This is a genomic window from Pseudolysinimonas kribbensis (assembly GCF_039531715.1).
Taxonomy (GTDB): Bacteria; Actinomycetota; Actinomycetes; order Actinomycetales; family Microbacteriaceae; genus Pseudolysinimonas; species Pseudolysinimonas kribbensis.
This window is the reverse complement of sequence record NZ_BAAAQO010000004.1, coordinates 596,269-621,300: the sequence shown is the minus strand read 5'-3', so window position 1 is coordinate 621,300 and position 25,032 is coordinate 596,269. Positions and strand designations below refer to the sequence as shown.

The window sequence follows — 25,032 nt, the reverse complement described above, 5'->3', positions numbered from 1 at the left end:
CTACGGCGACGCCGGACTGCGGCGGACCCCCCGAGCGCGGGCTCTCAGAGCGTCTCGACGGGCCGGCTCCGGCGCACCGAGGCGAACGCCGCGACGGCCGTGATCAGCGACATGATCGCCAGCACGACACCCGGATGCCACCAGGCGAATCCGGTCGCCGCACCGAGTCCGTCGGTGAGGAACGGGACGAATCCCGAGATCACGGCCGCGATGCTGTACGCGATCGACATCGCGGAGTACCGGAACCGTCCGGGGAAGAGGTCGCTCATGAGCCCGCCCAGGGCGGCCCAGCTGGCGGTCGGCAGGATGCCGCCGACGATCATCGTGCCGACCAGGATCGGGAACGTCGCGAACTGCAGCAGGAAGTACATCGGGAAGGCGATCACCAGGGTGCCGACGGCGCCCCACGCGACGACCCGCGCCGACCCGACCCGGTTGGCGAGCGCGCCGAACAGCGGGATCGTCACGAGCTGCAGGAGGCCGCCGATGCTCGTGGCGATGAGCAGCTGGGTGCTCGAGAACCCGAGATGGCTGACCCCGTAGTTGACCGTGTAGGTGTTCATGAGGGAGTAGGAGCCGATGCCCAGCAGCGCCACCGCGACACCGAGGAGCACGGCCAGCGGGCGTCGCCGGAAGGTGTCGAGGAAGGGCGCCCGCGAGCGCTCGTTCTTCTCGGTCAGTTCCCGGAACACCGGCGTCTCGTCGATCGACCAGCGCAGGTAGAGCGAGACGAGCAGGAACGGGATCGCGACCAGGAACGGCAGGCGCCACGCCCAGCCGTCGAGGGCGTTCGGCCCGAGCCCCGCGCCGAACGCGTTGATGAACCCGATCAGGATGAACGCCGAGGCGAGCGAGCCGACGGGGGATCCGAGCTGCGGGACCGCCGCGTAGAACGCGTGGCGCTTCTGCCCCGCGTGCTCCGAGGCCAGCAGCACGGCGCCGGCCCACTCGCCGCCGAGCGAGAAGCCCTGGACGAGGCGCAGCAGCACGAGCAGCACGGCGCCGAGCCATCCGGCCGTGGCGTACGACGGGAGCAGGCCGATGGCGCCGGTGGCGACGCCCATGAGCAGGATCGTGACGAGCAGCGTGCGCCGCCGCCCGATCCGGTCGCCCAGGTGTCCGAACACGATCGCGCCGACCGGCCGGATGACGAAGCCGACCCCGATGTTCGCGAGCGCCGCGAGGGTGCCGCCCACCGGCCCGAGCGGCGTGAAGAAGAGCGGGGCGGCGAACAGCGCGGAGAAGTAGCTGAAGATGTAGAAGTCGTAGGACTCGAGCGAGGTGCCGACCAGGGAGGCCCACAGCACCCGGCGCGCGACCCGGGTCGGCGGCGCGGGGGCCGGATCCGGCGCGGGGGCGGAGCCGACGGGAACGGTCGCGGTGGTCACGGAGCCTCTATTCTGGACGGAGTCCATCAATTGCCGCCGTCGAGCCTAGTGGAGATCCGGCCATGCCCGCAGGACGTCCCCGCGCCTCCTCCCGCGCGACCATCGAGGAGGCCGCCGGCGAGCTCTTCCTCGAGCGCGGCTACGCGGCCACCTCGCTCGCCGACATCGCACAGCGCGCCGGCGTGGCGCGCGCCACGCTGTTCGCCTACGTGAGCGCCAAGTCCGACCTGCTCTGGCTGGAGGTGGACGACGCCCTCGACGTGCTGGAGGCGGCGCTGGACCGCGGGGAGCCGGCTTCCACGGCGCTCGCGGGCGCACTCGACGGCTGCCGCGTGCCGCTCGCGGTCGGCCAGGCCGAGGCGATGGGCGTCGCCGATGAGCTCCCGGAGTCGGGCCGGCAGCGCACCGCGCGGCTCGAGCATCTGCTCGCCCGCGCCGACGGCGATCACGGGCTGGCCGCGCGGGTGCGCCACCGCGCGCTGGCCGCCGCGATCTCCGTCGGCTGGGAGGCGTGGGCGCTCGCCGGGTCGGCGCGGGATCCGCTGCGTCGCTACGTGGACGACGCCCTCGCCGTGCTCCGCGAGGGGGTCGAGTAGCATGGCGATACCGACAGCGATCCGGCCATCACCGGGGAGTCCTCGGAAGAAACCCGGCCGCGAGGCGGGGGAGTAGACCCGAGCGGGTGCGCCCGTCATCGCGTGCAATGAGCGGCCGGTCCGGTTTCCCGGGATCGGCAAGCGAGGTGGTACCGCGGCGTGAGTCGTCCTCGTGCAGACCATCGCACGAGGAGGAACCGCGAGATGTACCCGCTGCACGTCGAGAACGGCGCAGTCCCCGCCAGTCCCGACCTCCCCGAGATCGAGCGCGGCATCCTCGCCTTCTGGAAGAAGGACGACACCTTCCGCGCGTCCGTGCAGCGCCGCGAGGGATGCCCGGAGTGGGTCTTCTACGACGGCCCGCCCTTCGCGAACGGCCTGCCGCACTACGGCCACCTGCTGACCGGCTACGCGAAGGACCTCTTCCCGCGCTACCAGACCATGCGCGGCAAGCAGGTGCACCGCCGGTTCGGCTGGGACACCCACGGCCTGCCCGCCGAGCTGGAGGCGATGCGCCAGCTCGGCATCACGAAGACGGATGAGATCCGCGAGATGGGCATCGGCGTCTTCAACGCCCGCGCCCGCGAGTCGGTGCTGCGCTACACGCGGGAGTGGGAGGAGTACGTCACCCGTCAGGCGCGCTGGGTCGACTTCGAGAACGACTACAAGACACTCGACGTCACCTTCATGGAGAGCGTGCTCTGGGCCTTCAAGTCGTTGTACGACAAGGGGCTCGCCTACGAGGGCTTCCGCGTGCTGCCGTACTGCTGGAACGACGAGACCCCCCTCAGCAACCACGAGCTCCGGATGGACGACGACGTCTACCAGCAGCGGCAGGACCAGTCGGTCACCGTGACCTTCCCGCTCGTGGGGGAGCGCGCCGAGGTGCTGGGTCTCACGGGCGTCAACGCGCTGGCCTGGACGACGACCCCGTGGACCCTCCCGACCAATGCGGCGCTCGCCGTCGGCCCCGGCATCGAGTACTCGGTGATCCCGTCGGTGCAGGGCCCGCAGGAGTACCTCCTCGCGACCGACACCATCGGGGCGTACCTCAAGGAGCTCGGCTACGAGTCGGTGACCGAGGCTGTGCAGGCGCGCCGGCTGCGCGTCGACGGCGCCCAGCTCGACGGCGTGCAGTACGACCGCATCTGGGACTTCTACGAGGACCGGCCGGGCATGGAGAACGCCTGGCGCATCCTCGTCGCCGACTACGTCGAGACCGGCGAGGGCACCGGGATCGTGCACCAGGCGCCCGCATACGGCGAAGACGACCAGGTGGTCTGCGCCGCGGCCGGCATCCCGGTCGTGCTGTCGCTCGACGACGGCGGCAGGTTCCTGCCGCAGGTCGCCCCGGTCGCCGGCCTGCTGTGGTCGGATGCCAATCCGGAGCTCATCAAGCTGCTGCGCTCCGACGGACGCCTGTTCCAGGTCAAGAGCTACGAGCACAGCTACCCGCACTGCTGGCGGTGCCGCAATCCGCTCATCTACAAGGCGGTGTCGAGCTGGTTCGTGCGCGTCACCGAGCTCAAGGACCGCATGCTCGAGCTCAACCAGCAGATCACCTGGGTGCCGGAGAACGTCAAGGACGGCCAGTTCGGCAAGTGGCTCGAGAACGCCCGCGACTGGTCGGTGAGCCGCAACCGGTTCTGGGGATCGCCGATCCCGGTCTGGCGCAGCGACGACCCCGCGTACCCGCGCGTGGATGTGTACGGGTCCCTTGCCGAGCTGGAGCGCGACTTCGGCCGGCTGCCCCGCAACGACGACGGCGAGGTGGATCTGCACCGGCCGTTCGTCGACGAGCTCACCCGCCCGAACCCCGACGACCCGACCGGGGCGTCGACGATGCGGCGGATCGAGGACGTCTTCGACGTCTGGTTCGACTCCGGCTCGATGCCCTACGCGCAGGTGCATTACCCGTTCGAGAACCGGGAGTGGTTCGACAGCCACAACCCGGCCGACTTCATCGTCGAGTACATCGGGCAGACCCGCGGCTGGTTCTACCTCATGCACGTGCTCGCGACGGCGCTGTTCGACCGGCCGGCGTTCTCGAACGTGATCAGCCACGGCATCGTGCTCGGCAACGACGGGCAGAAGATGTCGAAGTCGCTGCGCAACTACCCCGACGTGAGCGAGGTCTTCGATCGCGACGGCGCGGATGCCATGCGCTGGTTCCTCATGTCGAGCTCGGTGATCCGCGGCGGCAACCTCGTCGTCACCGAGGAGGGCATCCGGGGCGGCGTGCGCGAGCTCTTGCTGCCGCTCTGGTCGACGTACTACTTCTTCACCCTGTACGCGAACACCGCGGGACCGGGCGGATACCGCGCGGCCCGCCGCACCGACAGCACGAACGTGCTCGACCGCTACCTGCTCGCCAAGACCCGCGAGCTGCTGGAGCAGGTCACCGAGCACCTCGACGCGCTCGACAGCCCGTTCGCGGCGCTCGCCCTGCGGGACTTCGCCGAGGTGCTGACCAACTGGTACGTGCGGCGCAGCCGCGACCGGTTCTGGGACGGCACCGATCGGGACGCCTTCGACACCCTCTCGACGGTGCTCGAGACGGTGTGCCGCGTGGCGGCGCCGCTCCTGCCGCTCGTCACGGAGGAGATCTGGCGCGGCCTCACCGGCGGGCGCAGCGTGCACCTGACCGACTGGCCGGACGCCGCCGAATTCCCGAGCGATCCGGAGCTCGTGCGCACCATGGACCGCGTGCGCGAGATCGCGTCGGCCGGCAACGCGCTGCGCAAGGCGCGCCGGCTGCGGGTGCGGCTGCCGCTCGCGAAGGCGACCGTGGTCAGCACCGACGGCGACGCGCTCGCCGCGTTCGGCGACATCCTGCGCGACGAGCTCAACCTCAAGGAGGTCGCGTTCGCGCCGCTGGGGGAGTCGAGCCTCGGCGAGTGGGGCATCACCCGGCGGCTCGGCGTGAACGCCCGGGCCCTCGGACCGCGGATCGGCAGGGAGGTGCAGCGCGTCATCCAGGCGGCGAAGTCCGGCGACTGGGCACAGGAGGGCGACGCGGTCACCGCAGGCGGCGTCGCGCTCGAGCCGGGCGAGTACGAGCTGGAGCTGCAGGCGGCCGACGCCGACCAGGCGATCGCCTTCCTTCCCGGCGGCGGCTTCATCGTGCTCGACACCGCCGTGACGCCGGAGCTCGAGGCCGAGGGCCTGGCGCGCGACGTCGTGCGGGCCGTGCAGCAGGCGCGCAAGGACGCCGGGCTCGAGGTCGGCGACCGGATCGCGCTGGTACTCGTCGGCGACGAGGCGGTCGTCGCGGCCATCGAGGCGCACCGCGAGCTGGTCGCGGGTGAGACCCTCGCCACCGCGCTCGACGTCGCCATCGGGGCGGCGGGCAGCGTCACGGTGGGGGAGAATCGGACCGTGCAGATCACGGTGACGCGCGCGTGAGCTCCGACGACGAGGAGCGCTTCCGGGAAGCGGCGGACACGGCCTACGCGGAGCTCCTCGCCCGCGTGGGCGAGGCCACGCCGCAGCCGCGGCTGGAGGCGACCCGCCGCGCCGTCGAGCTGCTCGGCGACCCGCAGCGGTCGGCGCCCGTCGTGCACATCACGGGCACCAACGGCAAGACCTCGACGAGCCGGATGATCGAGTCCCTGCTGCGCGCCAGCGGCCTGAAGACCGGCCTGCTCACCAGCCCGCACCTCGTGCGGGTGACCGAGCGGATCATGATCGAGGGCCGGCCGGTGAGCGACGAGGCGTTCGCGCGCAACTGGGACGACATCCGGCCCTATCTGCTCATCGTCGACGCCGAGCTCATCGCGGCGGGCGAGGCGCCGCTCAGCTTCTTCGAGGCGCTCACGGCGCTCGCGTTCGCGATCTTCGCCGACGCGCCCGTCGACGTCATGGTGCTCGAGGTCGGGATGGGCGGCGAGTGGGACTCGACGAACGTCGCCGACGGGCAGGTGGCGGTCTTCACCCCCATCGCGCTGGACCATGTCGAGCGGCTCGGCCGCACGATCGCCGAGATCGCGCGCACGAAGGCGGGCATCATCAAGCCCGCGGCGTCGGTCGTCACGGCGATCCAGCCGATCGAGGCGCTCGACGAGCTGCGGGAGGCCGCGGAGCACGACGAGGCGACCGTCGCCGTGGAGCGCGTCGACTTCGCCCTCGAGTCCACGACGGTCGCGGTCGGCGGCCAGGTCATCGACGTCCGCGGGCGGGCGGGCGAGTACCGCGGCCTCTACCTGCCGCTGTACGGCGACCACCAGGCGCAGAACGCAGGCGTAGCGATCGCCGCGGTGGAGTCGTTCCTCGGCGACGGCACGCGGGCGCTGGATCCGGATGTCGTGGCCGAGGGGCTCGCGACCGCGACGTCTCCGGGGCGCCTTCAACTCATCGGCACCGAGCCGACCGTGATCGTCGACGCCGCGCACAACCCGCACGGCGCGGCCGCGCTCGCGAACGCGATCACCGAGTACTTCGACTTCGACGAGATCACGGTGGTGCTCGGCATCCTGCGCGAGAAGGACGCGCACGGGATCGTCGAGGAGCTCGCCCCGTTCGCGACCCAGTTCTTCGTGACGACCACGGCCTCCGAGCGGGCGCGCCCCGTCGAGGAGCTCGCCGACCTGGTCGGCGGCGTCGCGCCCGGCGACACCGTCTTCTCCTTCACGGATGCCGGCCTCGCGCTGGCCTCGGCCCGCGACTGGGCCGCCGCGGCGCCCCGCCGTGCGGTCGTCGTCACCGGGTCGATCACGCTCGTGGGCGAGGCCATCGCGCTCGCGGACGCCGAGGGATGGAAGGGCGGTGACGCGGGTTGAGGAGCGCCGCCGGAGGCGACGCATCTCGAAACCCGGATCGCGGTGAGGGTTTCGAGACGCGTCCGGCTGCGCCGGGCGCTCCTCAACCCGCGGGGCGCGTGCGCCGCACGCGATCGTTGCGCGAGTCGCTGCTGTCGATCGTGCTCGGCATGGAGGCCGCGGTGATCTTCTTCGCCGCGCTCGTCGTCTTCGGCCTGCATGTGCTCGCCCCGCTGCCCGCCCTGCTCGGCGGCGGCATCGCCCTCGTGGTGCTGGTCGCGCTCGCGGGCCTGCAGCGCTGGACGTGGGCCGTCTACGCGGGCGCCGTCGCCCAGCTCGGGCTCATCCTGCTCGGCATCCTGACGCCCGCGATGTACGTCGTCGGCGCCGTGTTCGCCGCCCTCTGGATCTACTGCTTCGTCCGTTCCCGCCAGATCGAGCGCCGGCGCCCGCCGGCGGAAAGCGAGTGACCATGCCCGTCGAAGAGACTCTCGTCATCGTCAAGCCGGACGGCGTCGCCCGCGGCCTGACCGGCGAGATCCTGCGCCGCATCGAGGCGAAGGGCTACCAGCTCGTCGACATCCGGATGCTCACCGCCGACCGCGAACTGCTCGCCCGGCACTACGCGGAGCACGAGGGCAAGCCGTTCTACGAACCGCTCGTCGAGTTCATGCAGTCCGGTCCGGTCGTCGCGATGCGGGTGGCCGGCGACCGCGTGATCGAGGGATTCCGCTCCCTCGCCGGCACGACCGACCCGACCGCGGCCGCCCCCGGCACCATCCGCGGCGACCTCGGCCGCGACTGGGGCCTCAAGGTGCAGCAGAACCTCGTGCACGGCTCGGACGCCCCGGAGACGGCCCAGCGGGAACTGGACCTCTGGTTCGCCTGACCCGCGCAGGCGGCTGCACGAAATCCGCACGTCGGGCCGAGGCCGACGCACGGATTTCATGCACCGGTCAGGATGCCGACTCGACGAACGCCTTGAAGGTCGCGTTGTCCTCGGTGATCGTCGTGTACTGCTTGCCGTTGACGAACACCGTCGGCGTGCCGAAGCCCTGAGCCCCCTGCAGCGTCGGGTCGTTGGTCGCGCGGGTCGTCGCCGCGGAGACCCACTTCTTGAAGCTCTCGCCGTTGATGCACGACGTCACCTTGCCGTCGTCGAGCCCGGCCTTCTTGACGAGGTTGACGATCTGCGTGTCGGTCAGGCCGGTCGAGCCCTCCTGGGGCTGGTTGTCGTAGAACGCCTTCTGCACCGTCAGGAAATCGTCGGGGTCGTAGTTCGCGACGCACGCGGCGGCGTTGTTCGCGCGGCTCGAATACCGCGACGTCTGGTAGCTGCGGTCGACGATGGCGACCGGCATCACCTGGAGCACCGCCTTGCCCGACTTCACGAGCCCGGAGATGTACGACGAGTTGGCCTCCTCGAACGTCTTGCACACCGGGCAGGCCCAGTCGACGTAGGTCGTGATGTGGATGGGCGCGCCCGCCGACGTGTCGGTCGGGATCGGCGACGGCGAGTCGCCCTTCTTGATGCCCGCGGACCGGGTCGCGACGATCTTGCCGCCCTTGCCGGTCAGGACGATGCCATCCCCGATCATGTTCTTCGGTCCGTTGGCGCTCACCGGCGCTGGCTTGGGCTGATTGACGATGACCGCGGTGGTGATGCCGGCCGCGGCCAGCAGCACGACGACGACCACGACCGGGATCAGGATCTTGCGCAGGCGATCCCGACGCTGCGCCTTCTCGCGCTCCTTGCGGGCGAGCTCACGGGCCTGCTCTCGTCGCTGATTCTTGGTAAGTCGCTCTTCGGGCACGGTGTGGAACCTAAGTGTCGGTGGTCGGAGGACTCTGTGAGGCTACTGAAGAAGCAGCTCAGAGGTGGTGCAGCACGTCGAGCTGCAGCTGGAAGATCAGCCCGACCGTGATGAGGCAGACGATCGCGATCGGCACCGCCCACGGCAGCAGCGCGCGCCCTGCCGGAGTGATGGCCGCGCCGAAGACGCCGTGCGCGGCGTTGCGCAGGGTGACGATCCAGAACAGCGGGAACATCACCAGGTAGACCAGCGCGCACCAGGGGCACAGCGTGCCGAGCACGTAGGCGCTCTGCCCGATGAGCCAGATCACGAAGGCGAGCGCGCCGGCGACCCCGAGGTTGAAGATCCACGAGTACCAGTTCGCGACGCGCGCGCCCGCCAGGAGGGTGACGCCGACGGCGATCACCGCCGCGAACCCGCCGAGGCCGATGATCGGATTGGGGAATCCGAAGGCGGAGCCCTGGGGCGAGTTCAGGTTCGTGCCGCACTGCACGAATGGGCTGATGTTGCAGTTCAGCGCCGTCTTGGGGTGCTCCAGGATCGCGAACTTGTCGAGCGTGAGCTGGAAGGAGGCCCACCAGCCGGAGGCTCCGGCGATGATCAGGAAGATCGCGTAAGCCCAGGGGCGTCGCGAGGCGGGAGCGGCGTCGGTCACGGGGGGATTATGGCAACACCCGATGCGTGGATGCCGGTGCGCGCGCCCAGTCGTGAGATAATCGCACTCGGTCACCGCTCCGAGCCGCGCTCGGGACGGAACCACGGATAAAGGCTTACCGGGCATACCGGGCCGCGAGTGCAGCACTGCACCGCGTCGCATGCCAGTTGCGAAGAGTGCCGTGAGAGAGCGCGAGCGCCGTGACAGGGCGCGACGTCCCCACCGATGGGGCGATGGACAGGATTAGCGGAGCCGAATCGGCGCCGCACGAGAGTACCCGGCAGGTGGGCGGCCACCACCCGGGCGAGGAGTGCACCAGCGATGGTGGATGACAACGACAACATCGAGAACACCGACGAGACGACCGTCGCGAAGCCGAAGCGCTCTCGCCGGAAGGCGGTGACGGGCGCGAAGAGCGCCGCGTCGCACGTCTCGGCCGAGGCGGAGACGGGCCTCGTGCTCGACGCGCCGACCGCGGAAGCGGCGCCCGCCGAGACCCAGAAGCCGCAGCGCTCACGCCGGAAGAAGGCCGAGCAGCCTGCAGCGCAGCCCGCGACGGGGTCGGCCCCGACGGCCGCCGAGCCGACGGCGGACGCCTCCGGATCGAGCCCGTTCGCCATCCTGTTCCAGGCGCCCCCGCCGCCGCCCCCCGGAGCAGTGGCCACCGAGGAGAGCGAGCAGCCGCCCGCCCAGGAGGGCTCGGCTCCCAGCAGCCGTCGGCGCACCCGCCGCCGCTCGGGGGAGGGCCCCCGCGACGGTGAGGACGCGCCGAACACGGTCGTCAAGGTGCGCGAGCCCCGCAAGGCCGCACCGCTCATCACCGAGCCCCAGAAGGTGAAGGGCTCGACCCGGCTCGAGGCCAAGAAGCAGCGTCGCCGCGACGGTCGCGACGCCGGCCGACGCCGCCCCGTCATCACCGAGGCCGAGTTCCTCGCGCGCCGCGAGAGCGTCGACCGCGTCATGGTCGTGCGCTCGAAGTTCGGCCGGATCCAGATCGGCGTGCTCGAGGACGGCGTGCTCGTCGAGCACTACGTCGCCCGGGCGCAGGATGCCAGCCTCATCGGCAACGTCTACCTCGGTCGCGTGCAGAACGTGCTGCCCTCGATGGAGGCGGCATTCGTCGACATCGGCCGCGGACGCAACGCGGTGCTGTACTCGGGCGAGGTCGACTGGGAGGCCGCTGCGGCGGCCGCCGAGGGCGACGGCGTCAAGAACCAGGCCCGCCGGATCGAGCTCGCGCTCAAGCCCGGCGACCGGGTGCTGGTGCAGGTCACGAAGGACCCCGTCGGGCACAAGGGCGCGCGGCTCACCTCGCAGGTCTCGCTGCCGGGCCGCTACCTGGTCTACGTGCCCAACGGCTCGATGAACGGCATCAGCCGCAAGCTGCCCGACACGGAGCGCGCGCGCCTCAAGAAGATCCTCAAGGAGGTGCTGCCCGACGACGCCGGCGTCATCGTGCGCACCGCCGCCGAGGGCGCCACCGAGGAGCAGCTGACGCTGGACGTGAGCCGGCTCACCGCGCAGTGGGCCGAGATCAGCCGTGCCGTCGAGATCGGCCAGGCGCCGGCGCTGCTGCACAGCGAGCCCGACCTGCTCGTCAAGATCGTGCGCGACGTCTTCAACGAGGACTTCCAGAGGCTCGTGATCGAGGGGGAGGACGCCCTCGACACGATCCGCGGTTACGTCGGCGCCGTCGCGCCGGACCTCATGGACCGCGTCGAGACCTACGACGGCCCCGACTCGTTCGAGGAGTACCGGGTCTCGGAGCAGATCGAGAAGGCGCTCGAGCGCAAGGTGTGGCTGCCATCCGGCGGGTCGCTCATCATCGACCGCACCGAGGCCATGACGGTCATCGACGTCAACACGGGAAAGTTCGTCGGGTCCGGCGGCAACCTCGAGGAGACCGTCACCAAGAACAACCTCGAGGCCGCGGAGGAGATCGTGCGCCAGCTGCGGCTGCGCGACATCGGCGGCATCATCGTCGTCGACTTCATCGACATGGTGCTCGAGTCGAACCGCGACCTCGTGCTGCGACGGGTCGTCGAGTGCCTGTCGCGCGACCGCACCAAGCACCAGGTGGCCGAGGTCACCTCGCTCGGCCTCGTGCAGATGACCCGCAAGAAGCTGGGGCTCGGCCTGGTCGAGTCGTTCAGCGAGACCTGCGAGGTCTGCGCCGGCCGAGGGATCATCGTGCACCACGACCCGGTGTTCAAGCACCGGTCGGCCGACCAGCCCGCGGCGGCGCCCGGCCAGGGTCGCAGCCGTCGTGGACGCGGAGGCGGTGCGGCCGGGCCCAAGAACGGGCACGGCCCCGGAGGAACCCATCAGCTGACCGACGACGTGCGCAACGCTCTCGCGCAGATCGCCAAGTCGACCGTGCATTCGGAGACCGGCGAGGAGCTCGTCGACGAGTCGGGCGCTCCGGATGCCGTCGAGCCCGCCGCCGAGCAGGTGGACGGACCGGTCGAGCAGGCCGTGGGCGCAGCGGCGGAGGCGGCGGTCGAGATCCTCGACATCCCGGTGACGCCCGCGCCGCGCGCCGGACGCCGGATCAGCACCGAGGTGGCCGAGCAGATTCTCGGCTCGGTGCTCGAGGCGCTGCCGGAGCCCAACCCGCCGGGGCACGGACGCGCTCGCCGCTCCCGCCGCGCCTCGAGCGGCGGCACGGTCACCCCGGCTGAGGAGTAGACCGACGGCCGTCGGCGCTGACGCCGCGGCGAAGGCCAGAGATGGCCTTCGCTTTCAGCGAGGTGCGCGCTTGTCACGCTGCCGCACGCGCAACCCCGCGGCCTGCAGCCGCCGCAGGAGCTCGCGTCCGGTGACGGGCGTGGCCCCCAGCGCGATGAGCTCGTCGCGGCGTCGCTCCGGCACGTCGTAGTGATCGTTGTCGAAGGCGCGGCGCGGGATGCCCGCCCGCTCGGCGAAGGCGTGCAGCTCGTCGTAGTCCGCGTCGCTGACGAGATGCGCCCAGACGGTGCCGTGCGCCGGCCAGATGGCCTCGTCGATCAGCACGGTCATCCCGCGATCCTAGGTCGGCGGAAGAAACGAGACGGTTTGATGAAGCGGCCGATCGTCGGCTATTCTTGATCCTTGGTGCACGTCGGCTCCGTGCCGTTCTCTCGCGCCCAGACTTCCACTCGCAGGATCCGCCTGCGCCAACGTAAGGAATCACCGTGGTCTACGCAGTTGTGCGCGCCGGCGGCCGGCAGGAGAAGGTCGAGGTCGGCACCATCGTCGTGCTCGACCGCCTCAAGGCCGACGTCAACGGCACCGTCGAGCTCTCTCCCGTCCTGTTCGTGGACGGCGACACGATCACCCACGACCCGAAGGCCCTCGCGAAGATCACGGTGACCGCCGAGGTCATCGGCCACGAGCGCGGCCCGAAGATCGTCATCCAGCACTTCAAGAACAAGACCGGGTACAAGCGTCGTCAGGGCTTCCGTCACGACCAGACCCGCGTCAAGATCACCGGCATCAAGTAGAGGCGGCGCAGACATGGCACACAAGAAGGGCGCGTCCTCGACGCGCAACGGGCGCGACTCGAACGCCCAGCGCCTCGGCGTGAAGCGCTTCGGCGGTCAGGTCGTCAAGGCCGGCGAGATCATCGTGCGTCAGCACGGCACCCACTTCCACCCGGGCGAGAATGTCGGCCGCGGTGGCGATGACACGCTGTTCGCGCTGGAGGCCGGTTCCGTCGAGTTCGGCGCCAAGGGCCGCCGCAAGGTCGTCAACATCGTCGTTCCGCAGGCGTAGCCCCGCGACGCATCGACGTTGAGAGGGCGGGCTTCGGCCCGCCCTTTCTGCATGGAGGAGAAGAAGACATGGCGACGTTCGTCGACCAGGTGACCCTCCACCTGCGCTCGGGTCACGGTGGAAACGGCTGCGTCTCGGTGCGGCGCGAGAAGTTCAAGCCGCTCGCGGGGCCCGATGGCGGCAACGGCGGACACGGCGGCGACATCGTTCTCGTCGCCGATCCCCAGGTCACGACCCTGCTGAACTACCAGCGCGCTCCGCACCGGTCAAGCGGCAACGGCGGCCCGGGCATGGGCGATCACCGCGCGGGGTACGCGGGGGAGCGTCTCGTGCTCCCGGTGCCGGTCGGCACGGTCGTCAAGGATGCCGACGGAGCCGTGCTCGCCGACCTGGATGCCGCGGGTCTGGAGATCGTCGTCGCCGCGGGCGGCCAGGGCGGGCTCGGCAATGCGGCTCTTGCGACATCGAAACGCAAGGCGCCCGGGTTCGCGCTTCTCGGCACGCACGGCTGGGAGGGCGACGTCCGGCTGGAGCTGAAGACCGTCGCCGACGTGGCGCTCGTCGGGTATCCGAGCGCCGGCAAGTCGAGCCTCATCGCCGCCATGAGCGCTGCCCGCCCGAAGATCGCCGACTATCCGTTCACGACGCTGCATCCGAACCTCGGCGTCGTCGAGTCCGGCGAGGTCCGGTACACGATCGCCGACGTCCCCGGTTTGATCGAGGGCGCGAGCGAGGGCAAGGGGCTCGGCCTCGAGTTCCTGCGGCACGTCGAGCGCTGCTCGGCGCTGCTGCACGTGCTCGACTGCGGCACCCTCGACCCGGGCCGCGATCCGCTCAGCGACCTCGACGTCATCCTGGGCGAGCTCGCGGCGTATCCGGTGCCCGAGGGGCAGACGCCGCTGCTCGAGCGGCCGCAGCTGGTGGCGCTCAACAAGGTCGACATCCCGGACGCGCAGGACCTCGCGGACCTGGTGCGCCCGGCGCTCGAGGAGCGCGGCTACCGCGTCTTCGAGGTCTCGGCGATCAGCCGCGCGGGATTGCGCGAGCTGTCGTTCGCGCTGGCCGAGCTGGTGGCGGCCGATCGTGCCGCGAAGCTGGCGGCGCCCTCGGCGCAGCGGATCGTCATCCGGCCCAAGGCGGTCGACGAGAAGGACTTCGTCGTCGTCGTCGTGGAGGGCGGCACCGAGCCGACCTATCGGGTGCGCGGCGCGAAGCCCGAGCGCTGGATCGAGCAGACCGACTTCCAGAACGACGAGGCCGTCGGCTTCCTCGCGGATCGCCTCGCGAAGCTGGGCGTCGAGGACGAGCTCTTCGCGAAGGGCGCCGTGCCCGGCTCGACCGTCGTCATCGGCGAGGCGGTGTTCGACTGGGAACCGACGCTCACCTCCGCCGCCGAGCTCGCGACCATGCCGGCCGGTCCACGCGGCACCGACCTGCGGCTCGACGACAACCGCCGTGCGACGCGCGCCGAGCGTCGCGAGCACTACTTCGAGCGCATGGACGCGAAGGCTCAGGCCCGCGCGGAGCTCGAGGCCGAGCGCGAGGCGGGCGTGTGGCGCGACGACGCCGAGACCGGCGAGGTCGTGGAGGACGACGAGTGACCCGGGCGGCGGTGACGGGCGCCCGGCGCATCGTCGTGAAGGTCGGATCCTCGTCGATCAGCGGCGACAATGCGGGCCGGATCGCGCCGCTCGTCGACGCGCTCGCTGCCACGCACGCACGCGGCGCCGAGGTGGTGCTGGTGTCCTCCGGCGCGATCGCGACCGGGATGCCGTACCTGCACCTCGAGGCGCGCCCCTCCGACCTCGCAACGCAGCAGGCCGCCGCCGCGGTCGGCCAGAACGTGCTGGTCTTCCGCTACCAGCAGCAGCTCGACCGCTACGCGATCGTCGCGGGCCAGGTGCTGCTCACGGCGGGCGACCTTGAGAACCCGACGCACCGCTCGAACGCGCAGCGGGCGATGGAGCGGCTGCTCTCGCTGCGGATCCTGCCGATCGTCAACGAGAACGACACGGTCGCGACCCACGAGATCCGGTTCGGCGACAACGATCGTCTCGCCTCGATGGTGAGCGAGCTCGTGGGCGCGGACCTGCTCGTGCTGCTCTCCGACGTCGACGCCCTCTACACCCGGCCCCCCGGCACGCCGGGTGCTGAGCCGATCGCGCGCGTCGGCTTCGGCGACGACCTCGCCGGGGTCGAGCTCGGCAGCATCGGCGCCGCGGGAGTCGGCACCGGGGGAGCGGGCACGAAGATCGCGGCGGCTCGCCTCGCCGCCGCGGCCGGCACTCCGGTGCTCCTCACGGCGACCGAACGCGTCGCCGAGGCGCTCGCCGGCGAGGAGCTCGGCACCTGGTTCGACGCCCGCGAGCGGGTCGAGTAGCGACCGCAGGTCGCGTACCGAGACCGGAACGGCGCCCGCGCCGGCGCCGGCGACCGAGCGCCCACGTCTGCATCAAGTCGGCGCGCGCGAACGCGCCCGGGTGATGCAAGCGTGGGCGGTCGACCCGCAGCTCAGTCCGTGTGGCGCTCCACGCGCGCCGACGGCACGAGCGGCACCGCGACGAGCGGCGCGATCGCCACGAACGCAAACGCTCCCGCGAAGCCCACGAGCCCGATGAGCGCGCCGACGACCGGGGCGACGATCGCCGCCCCCAGATACTGCCCGGTGTTCTGCGCTCCCAGCGCCCGGCCCGACCAGAACGGACCCGCGAGCTCGGCGACCGAGGTGAAGGCCAGCCCGTTGTCGGCGACGCTGATGCAGCTCGCGAGCACGTAGCATCCGGCGGCGGCGATGCCCCAGCCGAGGGAACCCGGGCCGAGCGCTCCCGAGCCCGCCGTCGCGAGCAGGGCGACGATCCCGGCGACGGCCACCCAGCGCAGCGGTCGCAGCCGGCTGCCGACCCGGTCGCTCAGCACGCCCACCGCGACCCGACCGACCGCACCGAGGAACTGCGCGGCGGCGACCACGATTCCGGCGGCGAGCGGCGTGAAGCCGAGGGCGACGACCATCCACACCAGCCCGAACGTCGAGAGCGCGAACTGCGGCACGACCAGCAGCACCGACACGGCGTGGATGCGCCACAGGGTCGGGTGCCGGTACGGGCTGTCGCTCACGCCTTCGATGCGCGCCCGCTCGGGCCGCGGCGGATCGATGATCACGATCGCGCACGCCGCGCACGCGACGAGCACCATGGCGCCGCCCAGGATCAGTGCCGGCAGCACCGATCCGGATGCCACCAGCGGCGGAACCGCGATGGCCGCGATCGCCGTGCCGAGCGGCTGACAGGCCTGCCGGATGCCCATCGCGAGCCCGCGACGCTCCCGCGCGAACCAGCCGACCACGACGCGCCCGCTCGCCGCATTCGTGGATGCCGCGCCGATCCCGGCGACGACGAGCGCGATCCCGAGCGCCGTATAGCCGTGCACGACCATCGCGCCGATCACGGCGAGCACGGTGACGAGCAGACCGAGCACGAGCACCCGGCGTTCGCCCCAGTGGTCGGCGGCGGCGCCCCAGGCGACCAGCGCGAGCACCATGCCGAGGTTGGGGGCGGCCGCGAGCAGGCCGGCCTGCGCGAGCGAGAGCCCCTGCACGGTGTGCAGCAGCGGGATCAGGAACGCCGGCGTGGTGAGCACGACGGTCGTCGAGGTCTGCGCGTACACCGCGACGACGAGCATCGCCCACGGGTGCGCGCCGCGTGCGGGAACGACGGCACTGGTCACGGCGCGATCCTACTGGTATACCAAGATGGGATACCAATCGAGAGGCCCACATGGTCACGCAGTCCGACGGCGCCTACGAACGCCTGCGCGCGCGCATCCTCGCGCTCGACCTCGCCCCCGGCGAGCGGGTGAGCGAGCGCGGCCTCGAGAGCGACCTCGGCGCCTCCCGCACCCCGGTGCGCGCGGCCCTCTCGCGACTGCAGAGCGAGGGGCTCGTGCGGCGCGACGAGCGCGGCTGGACGATCGCGCCGCTCGACCTCGCCGAGCTGCGGCACGCGGAGGAGTTCCGGGAGGCCGTGGAGACCGCGGCGCTGCGTCTCGCCGTCGAGCGCGCCGGAGACGCGGAGCTCGACCGGCTCGACGTGCTCCTCGACCGCCAACCCGACGACCCGGAGGGCGGGGTGCGCTGGGGGGAGGAGTTCCACACCGAACTCGGTGCGCTCTCGGGCAACCCGTTCTTGGCCGACGCCATCCGCACCACGATGACGACGCTCTCGCGCACCCGATGGCTCGAGGTGACGACCCCCGAGTCGCGCGCCGCCCAGCTCGCCGCCCACCGCGGCATCGTCGCGGCGCTGCGGGCACGGGATGCCGGCCTCGCCATCGCCCGCGCCGTCGAGCATGCGCGCACCGGTGCCGCCCACGCGGAGGCGCTCCTGCGCGGCGACCGGGCCCGGGGGCTGCGCGTCGTCGGTCGGTAGGATCCGGGTATGTCCGCGACCGACCTCGCCCCGCTCGCGATCGACGACGAGCTCGCCGCGGCCGCTCGGGCGGCGCGGGTGCTCGCGACGACCTCGACCGGCCGCAAGCACGAGGCCCTCGAGGCGATCGCCGTCGCGATCGAGACGGGCGCCGACCGCATCCTGCCCGCCAACGAGCTCGACCTGGCGAACGGCCGCGAGAACGGCCTGAGCGCGGGCCTGCAGGACCGGCTGCGCCTCGATCCGACGCGTCTCGCCGGCCTCGCGGCCGCCGTACGCGAGATCATCGCGCTCCCGGATCCGGTGGGCGTCGTCGTGCGCGGTTCGACCCTGCCCAACGGTCTGCAGCTCAGCCAGGTGCGCGTGCCCTTCGGGGTCGTCGGTGCCATCTACGAGGCGCGGCCGAACGTCACGATCGACATCGCGTCCCTGGCGCTGAAAAGCAGCAATGCCGTCGTGCTGCGGGGCGGGCGGGCCGCGCAGGGCACCAACGCCGTGCTCGTCGAGCTCCTGCAGGGCGCGCTCACGAGCGTCGGGCTGCCGGCGGAGGCGGTGCAGACCGTCGACCGGTTCGGCCGCGAGGGCGGCACGATGCTCATGCACGCCGTCGGTCGCGTCGATGTGCTGATCCCGCGCGGCAGCGCCGACCTCATCGACTCGGTCGTGCGCGAGTCGAAGGTGCCGGTCATCGAGACGGGCGCGGGCGTCGTGCACCTGTTCCTCGACGAGTCGGCCGATGAGACCACCTCGATCGACATCGCGGTCAACTCGAAGGTGCAGCGGCCGAGCGTGTGCAACGCCCTCGAGACGCTGCTCGTCGATGCCCGCGCGGCGGCGCGGCTGCTGCCGCCGGTCGTGGCCGCGCTGCGGGAGCGGGGCGTCACGATCAAGGGCGACGACCGGGCGCGCGCGATCGTCGCGGGCCTCCCGCCGGCGACGGACGAGGACTACGCGACGGAGCACATGAGTCTCGACATGAGCGTCGCCGTGGTCGACGACCTCGACGGGGCGCTCGAGCACATCCGCCGGTTCTCGACCAAGCACACCGAGTCGATCGTGACCAACGACTACGCCCGCGCCGAGCGCTTCCTCGCCGAGGTGGACTCGGCCGTGGTCATGGTGAACGCCTCGACCCGGTTCACCGACGGCGGCGAGTTCGGCTTCGGCGCCGAGGTCGGCATCTCGACCCAGAAGCTGCATGCGCGCGGGCCGATGGGACTGCAGGAGCTCACGAGCACCAAGTGGCTCGTGCGCGGTGCCGGGCAGGTCAGAGGCTAGGAGCGGTGGAGCACGGATCGGCCGGCCGGCTCGGTAGGATCGGCGTATGTCCTTCCTGCTGACGCTGGCCGCCGAGGAGGCGCCCGCCCACCTGATCATGCCGAACTGGGCGTTCCCGGCGATCGTGGCGGGTGCGTTCCTCGTGCTGGCGCTCGTCTCGTGGAGCTTCCGCGACGTCGCCAACCGTCACGCCGACCGCGAGCCGTTCCCCGCGGACCCGCACGCGGCGCACGACGACGGGCACGGATCCGACCACCAGGCCGGCCACCACTAGGGGCTCCGGGTGACGGATGCCGCCGGGCGGCGTCGCCGGATCGGCGTCATGGGCGGCACGTTCGACCCGATCCACCACGGTCACCTCGTCGCCGCGAGCGAGGTGCGGCAGAGCTTCCAGCTCGACGAGGTCGTGTTCGTGCCGACCGGCCAGCCGTACATGAAGCGGGTGGTCACCTCGGCCGAGCACCGCTACCTCATGACGGTCATCGCGACGGCGTCCAACCCGGATTTCACCGTCAGCCGGGTGGACGTCGATCGGGACGGGCCGACCTACACGATCGACACGCTGCGCGATCTGAAGCGGAGCTACCCGGACGCCGAGCTCTTCTTCATCTCGGGCGCCGACGCCATCGCGCAGATCCTCGACTGGAAGGACATCGGGGAGCTGTGGGAGCTCGCGCAGTTCGTCGCCGTGTCGCGTCCCGGGCACTCGTTGAGCATTAGCGGATTGCCACCCCAACGCGTAAGCTCCCTTGAGGTACCCGCCTTGGCGATCTCTTCCACGGATTGCCGCGAGCGAGTCGGCCGGGGATTCCCGGTGTGGTACTTGGTTCCCGATGGTGTCGTGCAGTACATCTCCAAGCACCACCTCTACCGGAGTACGACGACATGACCACCTTTCAGGACCCGCCCTTGCAGTCCCGTCGCGCCGCGCGACAGGGGGAGCGCAATGCGGCCTACGGTCTGCAGCCCGAGCAGGATGCCGAGCCGCTGACGTACTCGACCCAGAATCGTGCGCCCTTGCCCCACTACGACGGTCCCGACTTCCGTGCTCGCCGCACCCCCGAAGCGGCGACGGGCGAGCCCGATGAGGCCGCCACTCAGATGCTCCCGGAACAGGATGTTCCGACGTACCGTCCGCGCGATTACAGCCCGGAGGGACGTGGCTCGCACGCGGCACCCGTGAACGCCGAGCCGGTCGCGCCGCCGATGCCCGCCACGACGTCGTCGCCGGTCGAGCGCGCGCCGCAGTCGACCGAGTACACCCTCACCCGTCGCGAATTGCGCGCGCTTCGCGAGGCGCAGGGCGCGCAGGTCGACGCCCCCGCGCCGCGGTCCGCGCCCTCGTCGTTCGCGCCGCAGCCGGTCGCGCCCGAGCCCGTGGCGCCCGAGCCGGTCGCGCCCGAGCCGGTCGCGCCTGAGCCCGTGGCATCGGAGCCCGTCGCGTCCGAGCCGGTCGCGTCGGAGCCCGTGGCATCCGAGCCCGTCGCGTCCGAGCCCGTCGCGTCCGTCTCGAGCGAGCCGGCCGTCCCTGCCCAGGCTCCCGTGCTGTCGCCGTTCGAGGCCCTCTTCGCGCCGCCGTCCGACTCGGCGCCGGCACCGCTCGTCGAGCCGCTGGTCGATCCGACCGCTGCTGTCGGTCCGGAGCCCGGAATCGAACCCGTCGCGCCGGAGCCGGAGGTCGTCGTCGCGGAGCCCGCGGCTGCCGAGCCGGTCGTGGCGGAGACCGTCGTGGCCGAGCCCGTCGCCGCGGAGCCGGTCGTCGCCGAGCCGGTGGCTGCGGAGCCCGCGATCTCCGAGCCCCCGACCGCTCCCGCCACACGGACCGCTCGCCGGGCCGGTCACTGGAGCACGCAGGCGGACCTCGACGACGCGACGCAGGTCAACGAGTCGACGATCAGCCGCAAGGTGGGCGCCGGCAGCGGCGCGATCACGACGAGCGCCCTCGTGCTGCCCTCGCTTCCGAACCCGGAGTTCGCGCACCTCGGCACCGGCGAGATCCTCGTGACCGGGTCGATCGACCTGCCGCACAGCCTCGCCACCTCGGGCGCGCATCCGACGCAGCTCGACGAGCACCACCTCGACCACGAGCTCGATCCCGGTGACCACCAGGTGGTCTCCACCGACTCCCAGCCCGTGCGCGCGGTCAAGGCGATCAGCAGCCACACGTCGACCCGCAACGTCATCGTCGCGAAGAAGCCGGTCGGCAACCGCGCCCTCACCGCGCTCATCATCTCCGCCGCCGGCATGGCGGCCGTGGTCGTGACGCTGCTCGTCGTCGGCCTCGTCTCCGGAGTCCTGTGACGGCGTCCGACCGGGCCATCGAGCTGCTGCGGCTCGCGGCGAGAGCCGCCGACGCCAAGCAGGCCGACGATCTCGTCGCGCTCGACGTCTCCGAGCCGCTGCCCCTCACCGACGTCTTCCTCCTGGCCAGCGGTCGCAACGAGCGGAACGTGCTCTCCATCGCGGAGGGGATCGAAGACGCCCTGCTCGAGATCGGCGTCAAGCCGCTCCGCCGCGAGGGCCGCTCCGAGGGCCGCTGGGTGCTGCTGGACTTCGGCGACATCGTCGTGCACGTCTTCCACGAGGAGGACCGCATGTACTACGCGCTGGAGCGCCTCTGGCGGGACTGCCCTGTCATCCCGCTCGAGCTCCCGGCCGCGCGCGAGGCGTGACCCTCCAGGGGTCTGGCCGGGCGTGAGCCGCGGTCGCCGCGTGTAGTAACCTGGGGCAGTTGCCCCGTTCGGGGTCACGGGTCTGTGGCGCAGCTGGTAGCGCACCTGCATGGCATGCAGGGGGTCAGGGGTTCGAGTCCCCTCAGATCCACCAAAAGGTCGATCGACGCGGCGCCCTACCTGCGGTGCTGTGCGAAGCGCACGCGCTGGCCGGGGCGCAGCTGCGCGAGCCGTCCGATGTCGGCGCGGTCGACGGTCGCGATGACCGGGTAGCCGCCCGTGACGGGGTGGTCGGCGAGGAAGGCGACCGGCTGGCCGCTCGGGGGCACCTGGATCGCGCCGAGCGGCATCCCCTCGACCGGCAGCTCGCCGTCGATCGCGCGGGCCGGTCGCGCCGCCGGGTCGGCCGGGTCGAGGCGCACGCCGATGCGGTCGGAGGCGGGGGAGGCGATCCACTCGGTCTCGAAGATGACGTGCGGGGCGGCGAACCACTCCGCACGCGGGCCCGCCATTGCACGCACGACGACGGTGCCTGCCTCGAGCGGCGGCACCGGCGCGACGTCGACGATCGGCCACTCGGCCGGTTCGGCGCCGATCGGCAGCACGTCGCCCGCGGCCAGCGCCGGCGGGCCGAGGCCCGACATCGTGTCGGTGCTGCGGGATCCCAGGACCGGCTCCACGTCGATGCCGCCGCGGATCGCGAGGTAGCTGCGCACGCCGACCGGCGGCATCCCGAGCTCGATGACCTGGCCGGGCTCGACGGGCACGACGCTGTCGTGACCGAACGCGCGGCCGTCGACGGTCAGCTGCGCGGGGGCGCCGGTGACCGCGACGACGGTGCGGCAGCCGACCTCCGCCCGCAGGCCGCCCATCGTGACCTCGATCGCGGCGGCGCCGGGCGGGTTCGCGACGAGCCGGTTGGCGAGCTCGTACGAGCCCGGATCCGCCGCACCCGAGACGCCCACGCCCGCCGACAGCCAGCCGAGCCGGCCCGCGTCCTCGATGAGGCTCAGGATGCCGGGGGCGAGCACGTTCAGCTCGCGGCGGCCGGTCACGGCTCGGCCCGCACGAAGCGCACGCGCGTGCCGGGCGCGATCGCGTTCGGCGGGGTGCGGGCGGCATCCCAGACCGGCAGGTCGGTCGTGCCGATGAGCTGCCAGCCGCCGGGGGAGCGGCGCGGGTAGACCGCGGTGTACTCGTCGGCGAGGGCGACCGATCCGGCCGGCACGACCGGGCGCGACTGCGTGCGCCGCGGGAGCCGGAACGGCGGCTCGCCGTCCGCGCTCAGGTAGCCGAACCCGGGCGCGAAGCCGATGAACCGGCACACCCATTCGGTGCCGGTATGGGCGGCGATCACCTCCTCCGGCGTGAGGGCGAGCAGTCGCGCGACGTCGTCGAGGTCCGGGCCGTCGTAGCGCACGGGGATAGTGAGCACGTCGGAGGGCGACGAGTGCGAGGCGGGGGCGGCCTGCGCCATCCGGGACGCCACCTCGCGTTCGAGACCGGCCAGATCGGGCGGGCCGTCGAAGGTGAGCAGCACGGTCCGGGCGCCGACGACCCAGTCGGTCACGAGATCCGGTGTCGAGGCGGCGAGCGAGGCGCGCAGCCGGGCGAGCCGCTCGGCGTCGCCGGGCTCGACGAGCACGGCCCGGTCCCCGGCCCGGCGCAGCAGGGGAGGGGAGCTCACGCGAAGGCCCGGAGCGTGATGCCGTCGCCGGTCAGCCGCTCCCGGATGCGCCGCGCCATCGCGACGGCGCCCGGGGTGTCGCCGTGCACGCAGATGCTGCCGACCCGCGGCGCCGCGCTCTCGCCGCGGGCGAGCCGCAGCGCCTGGGCCAGCGCGTCGTCGCCGTCGAGCATCGCATCGGGCTCGCGCCGATCGACGAGTCGGCCGTCGTCGCGGTACCGGCGGTCGGCGAACCCCTCCGCGACGAACGCGAGCCCGTGCGCGGCCGCCGCGCGCTCCAGCTCCGTGTCGGCGGGGCCGAGCAGCGCGAGACCGCGGTCGATCATCGCCATCGCGCCGGCGATGGCGGCGGCGAGACCCGGGTCGTCCGAGGCGTCGTGGTACAGCGCGCCGTGCGGCTTGACGTAGCGCACGCGACCGCCCGCCGCGGTGGCGGCCGCGCCGAGGGCGCCGAGCTGGTGGAGGGTCTCGTCCTCGACCGCGCGGGCATCCATCGCCAGGTGCCGCCGTCCGAAGCCGTGCAGGTCGCGGTAGCCGACGTGCGCCCCGATCCGCACCCCGCGTTCCACCGCCGACTCGCACCGCCGCCGCATGATGCCCGCGTCGCCCGCGTGTGCGCCGCACGCGATGTTCGCGCTCGTCACGATGCCGAGCATCGCCTCGTCGTCGCCCATCGGCCAGGCGCCGAAGCCCTCGCCCAGGTCGCTGTTGAGGTCGATCTCGAACGCCATGCAGCCCAGGCTAGGCCGCGCCGCCGAGCCCCACGCGGTCCGGCACCGCGGCGGTCACGCCGCCGAGCCAGGTCGCGGGATCCGGCCACGGCCTGCCGGTCGGCAGTCGGCGCAGCAGACGCACGCCGGACTCGTCCTCGCCGCGCGGGATCACGCGGGTCGGCGAGGCCTGCGCCATCACCCCGAGCCACCAGTGCCGCCAGGTGGGCGGCAGCGACTCCGGATTCACGACGAGGTAATAGTCCGGGATCGCCGCCTCCCCGCGCTTCAGAGCCTCGACCGCCCGGTCGATCTCGAGCTCCAGCGCACCGAGCGTGGACTGGTCGTCGAAGAACTCGACCCACGCGGCGGCGACGTGCTCGAGCGGGTCGCGGTCGTGCACTAGATACGGCGTCGACGCGCCGCGCGTCCAGCGGGCGACCTCGTCGTCATCGCGTCCCGCGAGACTCGCGGCCCGCACATTGGCATGCCCGACGAAGCCGCGGATCGTCGTGCCCTCATCGTCGCCCACCACCACCAGGGTGGTGCTGCTCGCGCTTGCACCCGCCATGACCGGATCGTACGCCGGTGCGAATCGGCTGGCAGGGCGGCGCGCGATCCCGCGCTCGGCCTAGCGTGCCGGCATGGCCGATGCACGCCCGGGTGCGGAGCAGTGGGTGCCCGAGCATCCTGACCTCGCGGCGCTGCGCGCGGCCGCACCCGACTGCCGCGGATGCGAGCTGTGGAAGCCGGCGACGCAGGTCGTGTTCTCGGCGGGGGCGGCATCCGCGCGCCTGGTGCTGGTGGGCGAACAGCCCGGCGATCAGGAGGACCGGCAGGGCGAGCCGTTCGTCGGGCCGGCCGGGCGGCTGCTGGCGCAGGCGGTGGAGGAGGCCGGGATCGCGCGCCGCGAGATCTACGTCACGAACGCTGTCAAGCACTTCCGGTTCGAGCGGCGCGGCAAGCGGCGCATCCACGAGAAGCCGGCCGTCGCCCACATCGACGCGTGCCGGCCGTGGCTGCGGGCGGAGCTCGGGGTCGTCCGGCCGGGCATCGTCGTGTGCCTCGGTGCGACCGCCGCGCGGTCGGTGCTCGGCCGCGACGTGCGTATCGGCGCCGAACGGGGGCGCGTGCTCGAGGAGTCGGACCCGCCGGCGCTCATCACGACCCATCCCTCGGCGTTGCTGCGCACGCGGGATCCCGCGGATCGTGACGCGGCGTTCGCGGCGCTCGTCGCGGACCTCCGCGTGGCGCACGAGGCCGCCTCCTGATCGCGCCACGTGGCCAAAAACGCCCAG

26 protein-coding genes and 1 tRNA gene are annotated in these 25,032 nt (G+C 72.1%); 18 read left to right on the top strand and 9 right to left on the bottom strand.

Annotated features, from left to right (window positions below):
• Positions 1–44: 44 nt before the first annotated feature.
• The gene (locus ABD285_RS13590; RefSeq protein ID WP_284255064.1) at positions 45–1,388 is read right to left on the bottom strand and encodes an MFS transporter; all 1,344 of its coding nucleotides are present in this window, start codon (positions 1,386–1,388) and stop codon (positions 45–47) included.
• Between the two features lie 62 nt (positions 1,389–1,450).
• On the opposite strand from ABD285_RS13590, the gene ABD285_RS13585 reads away from it, so the two are divergent.
• The 5 genes from ABD285_RS13585 to ndk all read left to right on the top strand — a co-directional run bounded on the left by ABD285_RS13585 (position 1,451) and on the right by ndk (position 7,630).
• On the top strand, positions 1,451–1,984 hold the full coding sequence (locus ABD285_RS13585) for a TetR/AcrR family transcriptional regulator (protein WP_284255065.1): 534 nt from the start codon (positions 1,451–1,453) through the stop codon (positions 1,982–1,984).
• A 204-nt stretch (positions 1,985–2,188) separates the two neighbouring features.
• The gene (gene ileS, locus ABD285_RS13580) at positions 2,189–5,389 is read left to right on the top strand and encodes an isoleucine--tRNA ligase (protein WP_344203017.1); all 3,201 of its coding nucleotides are present in this window, start codon (positions 2,189–2,191) and stop codon (positions 5,387–5,389) included.
• Positions 5,386–6,762: a bifunctional folylpolyglutamate synthase/dihydrofolate synthase gene (locus ABD285_RS13575; protein WP_284255066.1), complete on the top strand. Its 1,377-nt coding sequence runs from the start codon at positions 5,386–5,388 to the stop codon at positions 6,760–6,762. Before ileS ends, ABD285_RS13575 begins: the two co-directional genes overlap by 4 nt.
• A 98-nt stretch (positions 6,763–6,860) precedes the next feature.
• Positions 6,861–7,211, top strand: coding sequence for a DUF4233 domain-containing protein (locus ABD285_RS13570; RefSeq protein WP_284255067.1), 351 nt, complete (start codon positions 6,861–6,863; stop codon positions 7,209–7,211).
• Positions 7,212–7,213: 2 nt separating this feature from the next.
• Complete coding sequence (ndk, locus tag ABD285_RS13565; RefSeq protein ID WP_284255068.1) at positions 7,214–7,630, top strand: nucleoside-diphosphate kinase; 417 nt, start codon at positions 7,214–7,216, stop codon at positions 7,628–7,630.
• Positions 7,631–7,697: 67 nt separating this feature from the next.
• Here the strand turns inward: ndk and ABD285_RS13560 are convergent, their stop codons facing one another.
• Entirely contained in the window at positions 7,698–8,555 is an 858-nt protein-coding gene (locus tag ABD285_RS13560) for a thioredoxin domain-containing protein (protein ID WP_284255069.1), read from the bottom strand.
• Positions 8,556–8,613: 58 nt separating this feature from the next.
• Entirely contained in the window at positions 8,614–9,210 is a 597-nt protein-coding gene (locus tag ABD285_RS13555) for a vitamin K epoxide reductase family protein (RefSeq protein WP_284255071.1), read from the bottom strand.
• Between the two features lie 321 nt (positions 9,211–9,531).
• On the opposite strand from ABD285_RS13555, the gene ABD285_RS13550 reads away from it, so the two are divergent.
• On the top strand, positions 9,532–11,898 hold the full coding sequence (locus ABD285_RS13550) for an Rne/Rng family ribonuclease (protein WP_344203013.1): 2,367 nt from the start codon (positions 9,532–9,534) through the stop codon (positions 11,896–11,898).
• 54 nt (positions 11,899–11,952) lie between these two features.
• Here ABD285_RS13550 and ABD285_RS13545 read toward each other — a convergent pair whose 3' ends face one another.
• Entirely contained in the window at positions 11,953–12,228 is a 276-nt protein-coding gene (locus ABD285_RS13545; RefSeq protein ID WP_284255073.1) for a DUF4031 domain-containing protein, read from the bottom strand.
• Between the two features lie 155 nt (positions 12,229–12,383).
• Between ABD285_RS13545 and rplU the strand changes: the two genes are divergently transcribed.
• From rplU to proB, 4 genes are all read left to right on the top strand, one after another.
• Positions 12,384–12,692 (top strand): 50S ribosomal protein L21, encoded by a 309-nt coding sequence (gene rplU / locus ABD285_RS13540; protein ID WP_284255074.1) that lies wholly within the window; start codon positions 12,384–12,386, stop codon positions 12,690–12,692.
• 13 nt (positions 12,693–12,705) lie between these two features.
• Positions 12,706–12,963, top strand: coding sequence for a 50S ribosomal protein L27 (rpmA, locus tag ABD285_RS13535; RefSeq protein WP_284255075.1), 258 nt, complete (start codon positions 12,706–12,708; stop codon positions 12,961–12,963).
• A gap of 68 nt (positions 12,964–13,031) precedes the next feature.
• Positions 13,032–14,564, top strand: coding sequence for a GTPase ObgE (obgE, locus tag ABD285_RS13530; RefSeq protein ID WP_344203011.1), 1,533 nt, complete (start codon positions 13,032–13,034; stop codon positions 14,562–14,564).
• Positions 14,561–15,343: a glutamate 5-kinase gene (gene proB, locus ABD285_RS13525; protein ID WP_344203009.1), complete on the top strand. Its 783-nt coding sequence runs from the start codon at positions 14,561–14,563 to the stop codon at positions 15,341–15,343. Before obgE ends, proB begins: the two co-directional genes overlap by 4 nt.
• A 131-nt stretch (positions 15,344–15,474) precedes the next feature.
• On the opposite strand, the gene ABD285_RS13520 is transcribed toward proB, so the two are convergent.
• Positions 15,475–16,686: an MFS transporter gene (locus ABD285_RS13520; RefSeq protein WP_284255076.1), complete on the bottom strand. Its 1,212-nt coding sequence runs from the start codon at positions 16,684–16,686 to the stop codon at positions 15,475–15,477.
• A gap of 50 nt (positions 16,687–16,736) precedes the next feature.
• Here ABD285_RS13520 and ABD285_RS13515 point away from each other — a divergent pair, with 50 nt between their 5' ends.
• From ABD285_RS13515 to ABD285_RS13485, 7 genes are all read left to right on the top strand, one after another.
• Positions 16,737–17,387, top strand: a complete 651-nt coding sequence (locus ABD285_RS13515) for a GntR family transcriptional regulator (protein WP_344203008.1) — start codon at positions 16,737–16,739, stop codon at positions 17,385–17,387.
• 9 nt (positions 17,388–17,396) lie between these two features.
• The gene (locus tag ABD285_RS13510; protein WP_284255078.1) at positions 17,397–18,665 is read left to right on the top strand and encodes a glutamate-5-semialdehyde dehydrogenase; all 1,269 of its coding nucleotides are present in this window, start codon (positions 17,397–17,399) and stop codon (positions 18,663–18,665) included.
• Positions 18,666–18,711: 46 nt separating this feature from the next.
• Positions 18,712–18,939, top strand: coding sequence for a hypothetical protein (locus ABD285_RS13505; protein WP_284255079.1), 228 nt, complete (start codon positions 18,712–18,714; stop codon positions 18,937–18,939).
• A 9-nt stretch (positions 18,940–18,948) separates the two neighbouring features.
• On the top strand, positions 18,949–19,554 hold the full coding sequence (nadD, locus tag ABD285_RS13500) for a nicotinate-nucleotide adenylyltransferase (protein WP_284255080.1): 606 nt from the start codon (positions 18,949–18,951) through the stop codon (positions 19,552–19,554).
• Positions 19,551–20,966 carry a hypothetical protein gene (locus ABD285_RS13495; RefSeq protein ID WP_344203005.1) on the top strand — a complete coding sequence of 472 codons (1,416 nt, stop codon included), beginning with the start codon at positions 19,551–19,553 and terminating at the stop codon, positions 20,964–20,966. Before nadD ends, ABD285_RS13495 begins: the two co-directional genes overlap by 4 nt.
• Positions 20,963–21,337, top strand: coding sequence for a ribosome silencing factor (gene rsfS / locus ABD285_RS13490; protein ID WP_284255082.1), 375 nt, complete (start codon positions 20,963–20,965; stop codon positions 21,335–21,337). The genes ABD285_RS13495 and rsfS overlap by 4 nt, the downstream gene beginning before the upstream one ends.
• A 78-nt stretch (positions 21,338–21,415) precedes the next feature.
• Positions 21,416–21,491: transfer RNA gene (locus ABD285_RS13485), tRNA-Ala, on the top strand.
• Between the two features lie 22 nt (positions 21,492–21,513).
• Here the strand turns inward: ABD285_RS13485 and ABD285_RS13480 are convergent.
• From ABD285_RS13480 to ABD285_RS13465, 4 genes are read right to left on the bottom strand one after another with little or no spacing between them, the layout of a single operon-like run.
• Positions 21,514–22,392 carry a 5-oxoprolinase subunit C family protein gene (locus tag ABD285_RS13480; protein ID WP_344203003.1) on the bottom strand — a complete coding sequence of 293 codons (879 nt, stop codon included), beginning with the start codon at positions 22,390–22,392 and terminating at the stop codon, positions 21,514–21,516.
• Entirely contained in the window at positions 22,389–23,024 is a 636-nt protein-coding gene (locus ABD285_RS13475; RefSeq protein ID WP_344203001.1) for a 5-oxoprolinase subunit B family protein, read from the bottom strand. Before ABD285_RS13475 ends, ABD285_RS13480 begins: the two co-directional genes overlap by 4 nt.
• Positions 23,021–23,755: a LamB/YcsF family protein gene (locus tag ABD285_RS13470; protein WP_284255083.1), complete on the bottom strand. Its 735-nt coding sequence runs from the start codon at positions 23,753–23,755 to the stop codon at positions 23,021–23,023. The genes ABD285_RS13475 and ABD285_RS13470 overlap by 4 nt, the downstream gene beginning before the upstream one ends.
• A 10-nt stretch (positions 23,756–23,765) precedes the next feature.
• Positions 23,766–24,305 carry a hypothetical protein gene (locus tag ABD285_RS13465; protein WP_284255084.1) on the bottom strand — a complete coding sequence of 180 codons (540 nt, stop codon included), beginning with the start codon at positions 24,303–24,305 and terminating at the stop codon, positions 23,766–23,768.
• 73 nt (positions 24,306–24,378) lie between these two features.
• Between ABD285_RS13465 and ABD285_RS13460 the strand changes: the two genes are divergently transcribed.
• The gene (locus ABD285_RS13460; RefSeq protein ID WP_284255086.1) at positions 24,379–25,005 is read left to right on the top strand and encodes a UdgX family uracil-DNA binding protein; all 627 of its coding nucleotides are present in this window, start codon (positions 24,379–24,381) and stop codon (positions 25,003–25,005) included.
• The last annotated feature ends 27 nt before the right edge of the window (positions 25,006–25,032 follow it).

What these genes read in the sequence shown, in the direction of transcription:
- ABD285_RS13585 (WP_284255065.1), top strand. Translation starts at nt 1,451, where the DNA reads ATGCCCGCAGGACGTCCCCGCGCCTCCTCCCGCGCGACCATCGAGGAG.
- ileS (WP_344203017.1), top strand. Translation starts at nt 2,189, where the DNA reads ATGTACCCGCTGCACGTCGAGAACGGCGCAGTCCCCGCCAGTCCCGAC.
- ndk (WP_284255068.1), top strand. Translation starts at nt 7,214, where the DNA reads ATGCCCGTCGAAGAGACTCTCGTCATCGTCAAGCCGGACGGCGTCGCC.
- ABD285_RS13550 (WP_344203013.1), top strand. Translation starts at nt 9,532, where the DNA reads ATGGTGGATGACAACGACAACATCGAGAACACCGACGAGACGACCGTC.
- ABD285_RS13545 (WP_284255073.1), bottom strand. Translation starts at nt 12,228, where the DNA reads ATGACCGTGCTGATCGACGAGGCCATCTGGCCGGCGCACGGCACCGTC.
- rpmA (WP_284255075.1), top strand. Translation starts at nt 12,706, where the DNA reads ATGGCACACAAGAAGGGCGCGTCCTCGACGCGCAACGGGCGCGACTCG.
- obgE (WP_344203011.1), top strand. Translation starts at nt 13,032, where the DNA reads ATGGCGACGTTCGTCGACCAGGTGACCCTCCACCTGCGCTCGGGTCAC.
- ABD285_RS13515 (WP_344203008.1), top strand. Translation starts at nt 16,737, where the DNA reads ATGGTCACGCAGTCCGACGGCGCCTACGAACGCCTGCGCGCGCGCATC.
- ABD285_RS13510 (WP_284255078.1), top strand. Translation starts at nt 17,397, where the DNA reads ATGTCCGCGACCGACCTCGCCCCGCTCGCGATCGACGACGAGCTCGCC.
- ABD285_RS13505 (WP_284255079.1), top strand. Translation starts at nt 18,712, where the DNA reads ATGTCCTTCCTGCTGACGCTGGCCGCCGAGGAGGCGCCCGCCCACCTG.
- ABD285_RS13495 (WP_344203005.1), top strand. Translation starts at nt 19,551, where the DNA reads ATGACCACCTTTCAGGACCCGCCCTTGCAGTCCCGTCGCGCCGCGCGA.
- ABD285_RS13470 (WP_284255083.1), bottom strand. Translation starts at nt 23,755, where the DNA reads ATGGCGTTCGAGATCGACCTCAACAGCGACCTGGGCGAGGGCTTCGGC.
- ABD285_RS13465 (WP_284255084.1), bottom strand. Translation starts at nt 24,305, where the DNA reads ATGGCGGGTGCAAGCGCGAGCAGCACCACCCTGGTGGTGGTGGGCGAC.
- ABD285_RS13460 (WP_284255086.1), top strand. Translation starts at nt 24,379, where the DNA reads ATGGCCGATGCACGCCCGGGTGCGGAGCAGTGGGTGCCCGAGCATCCT.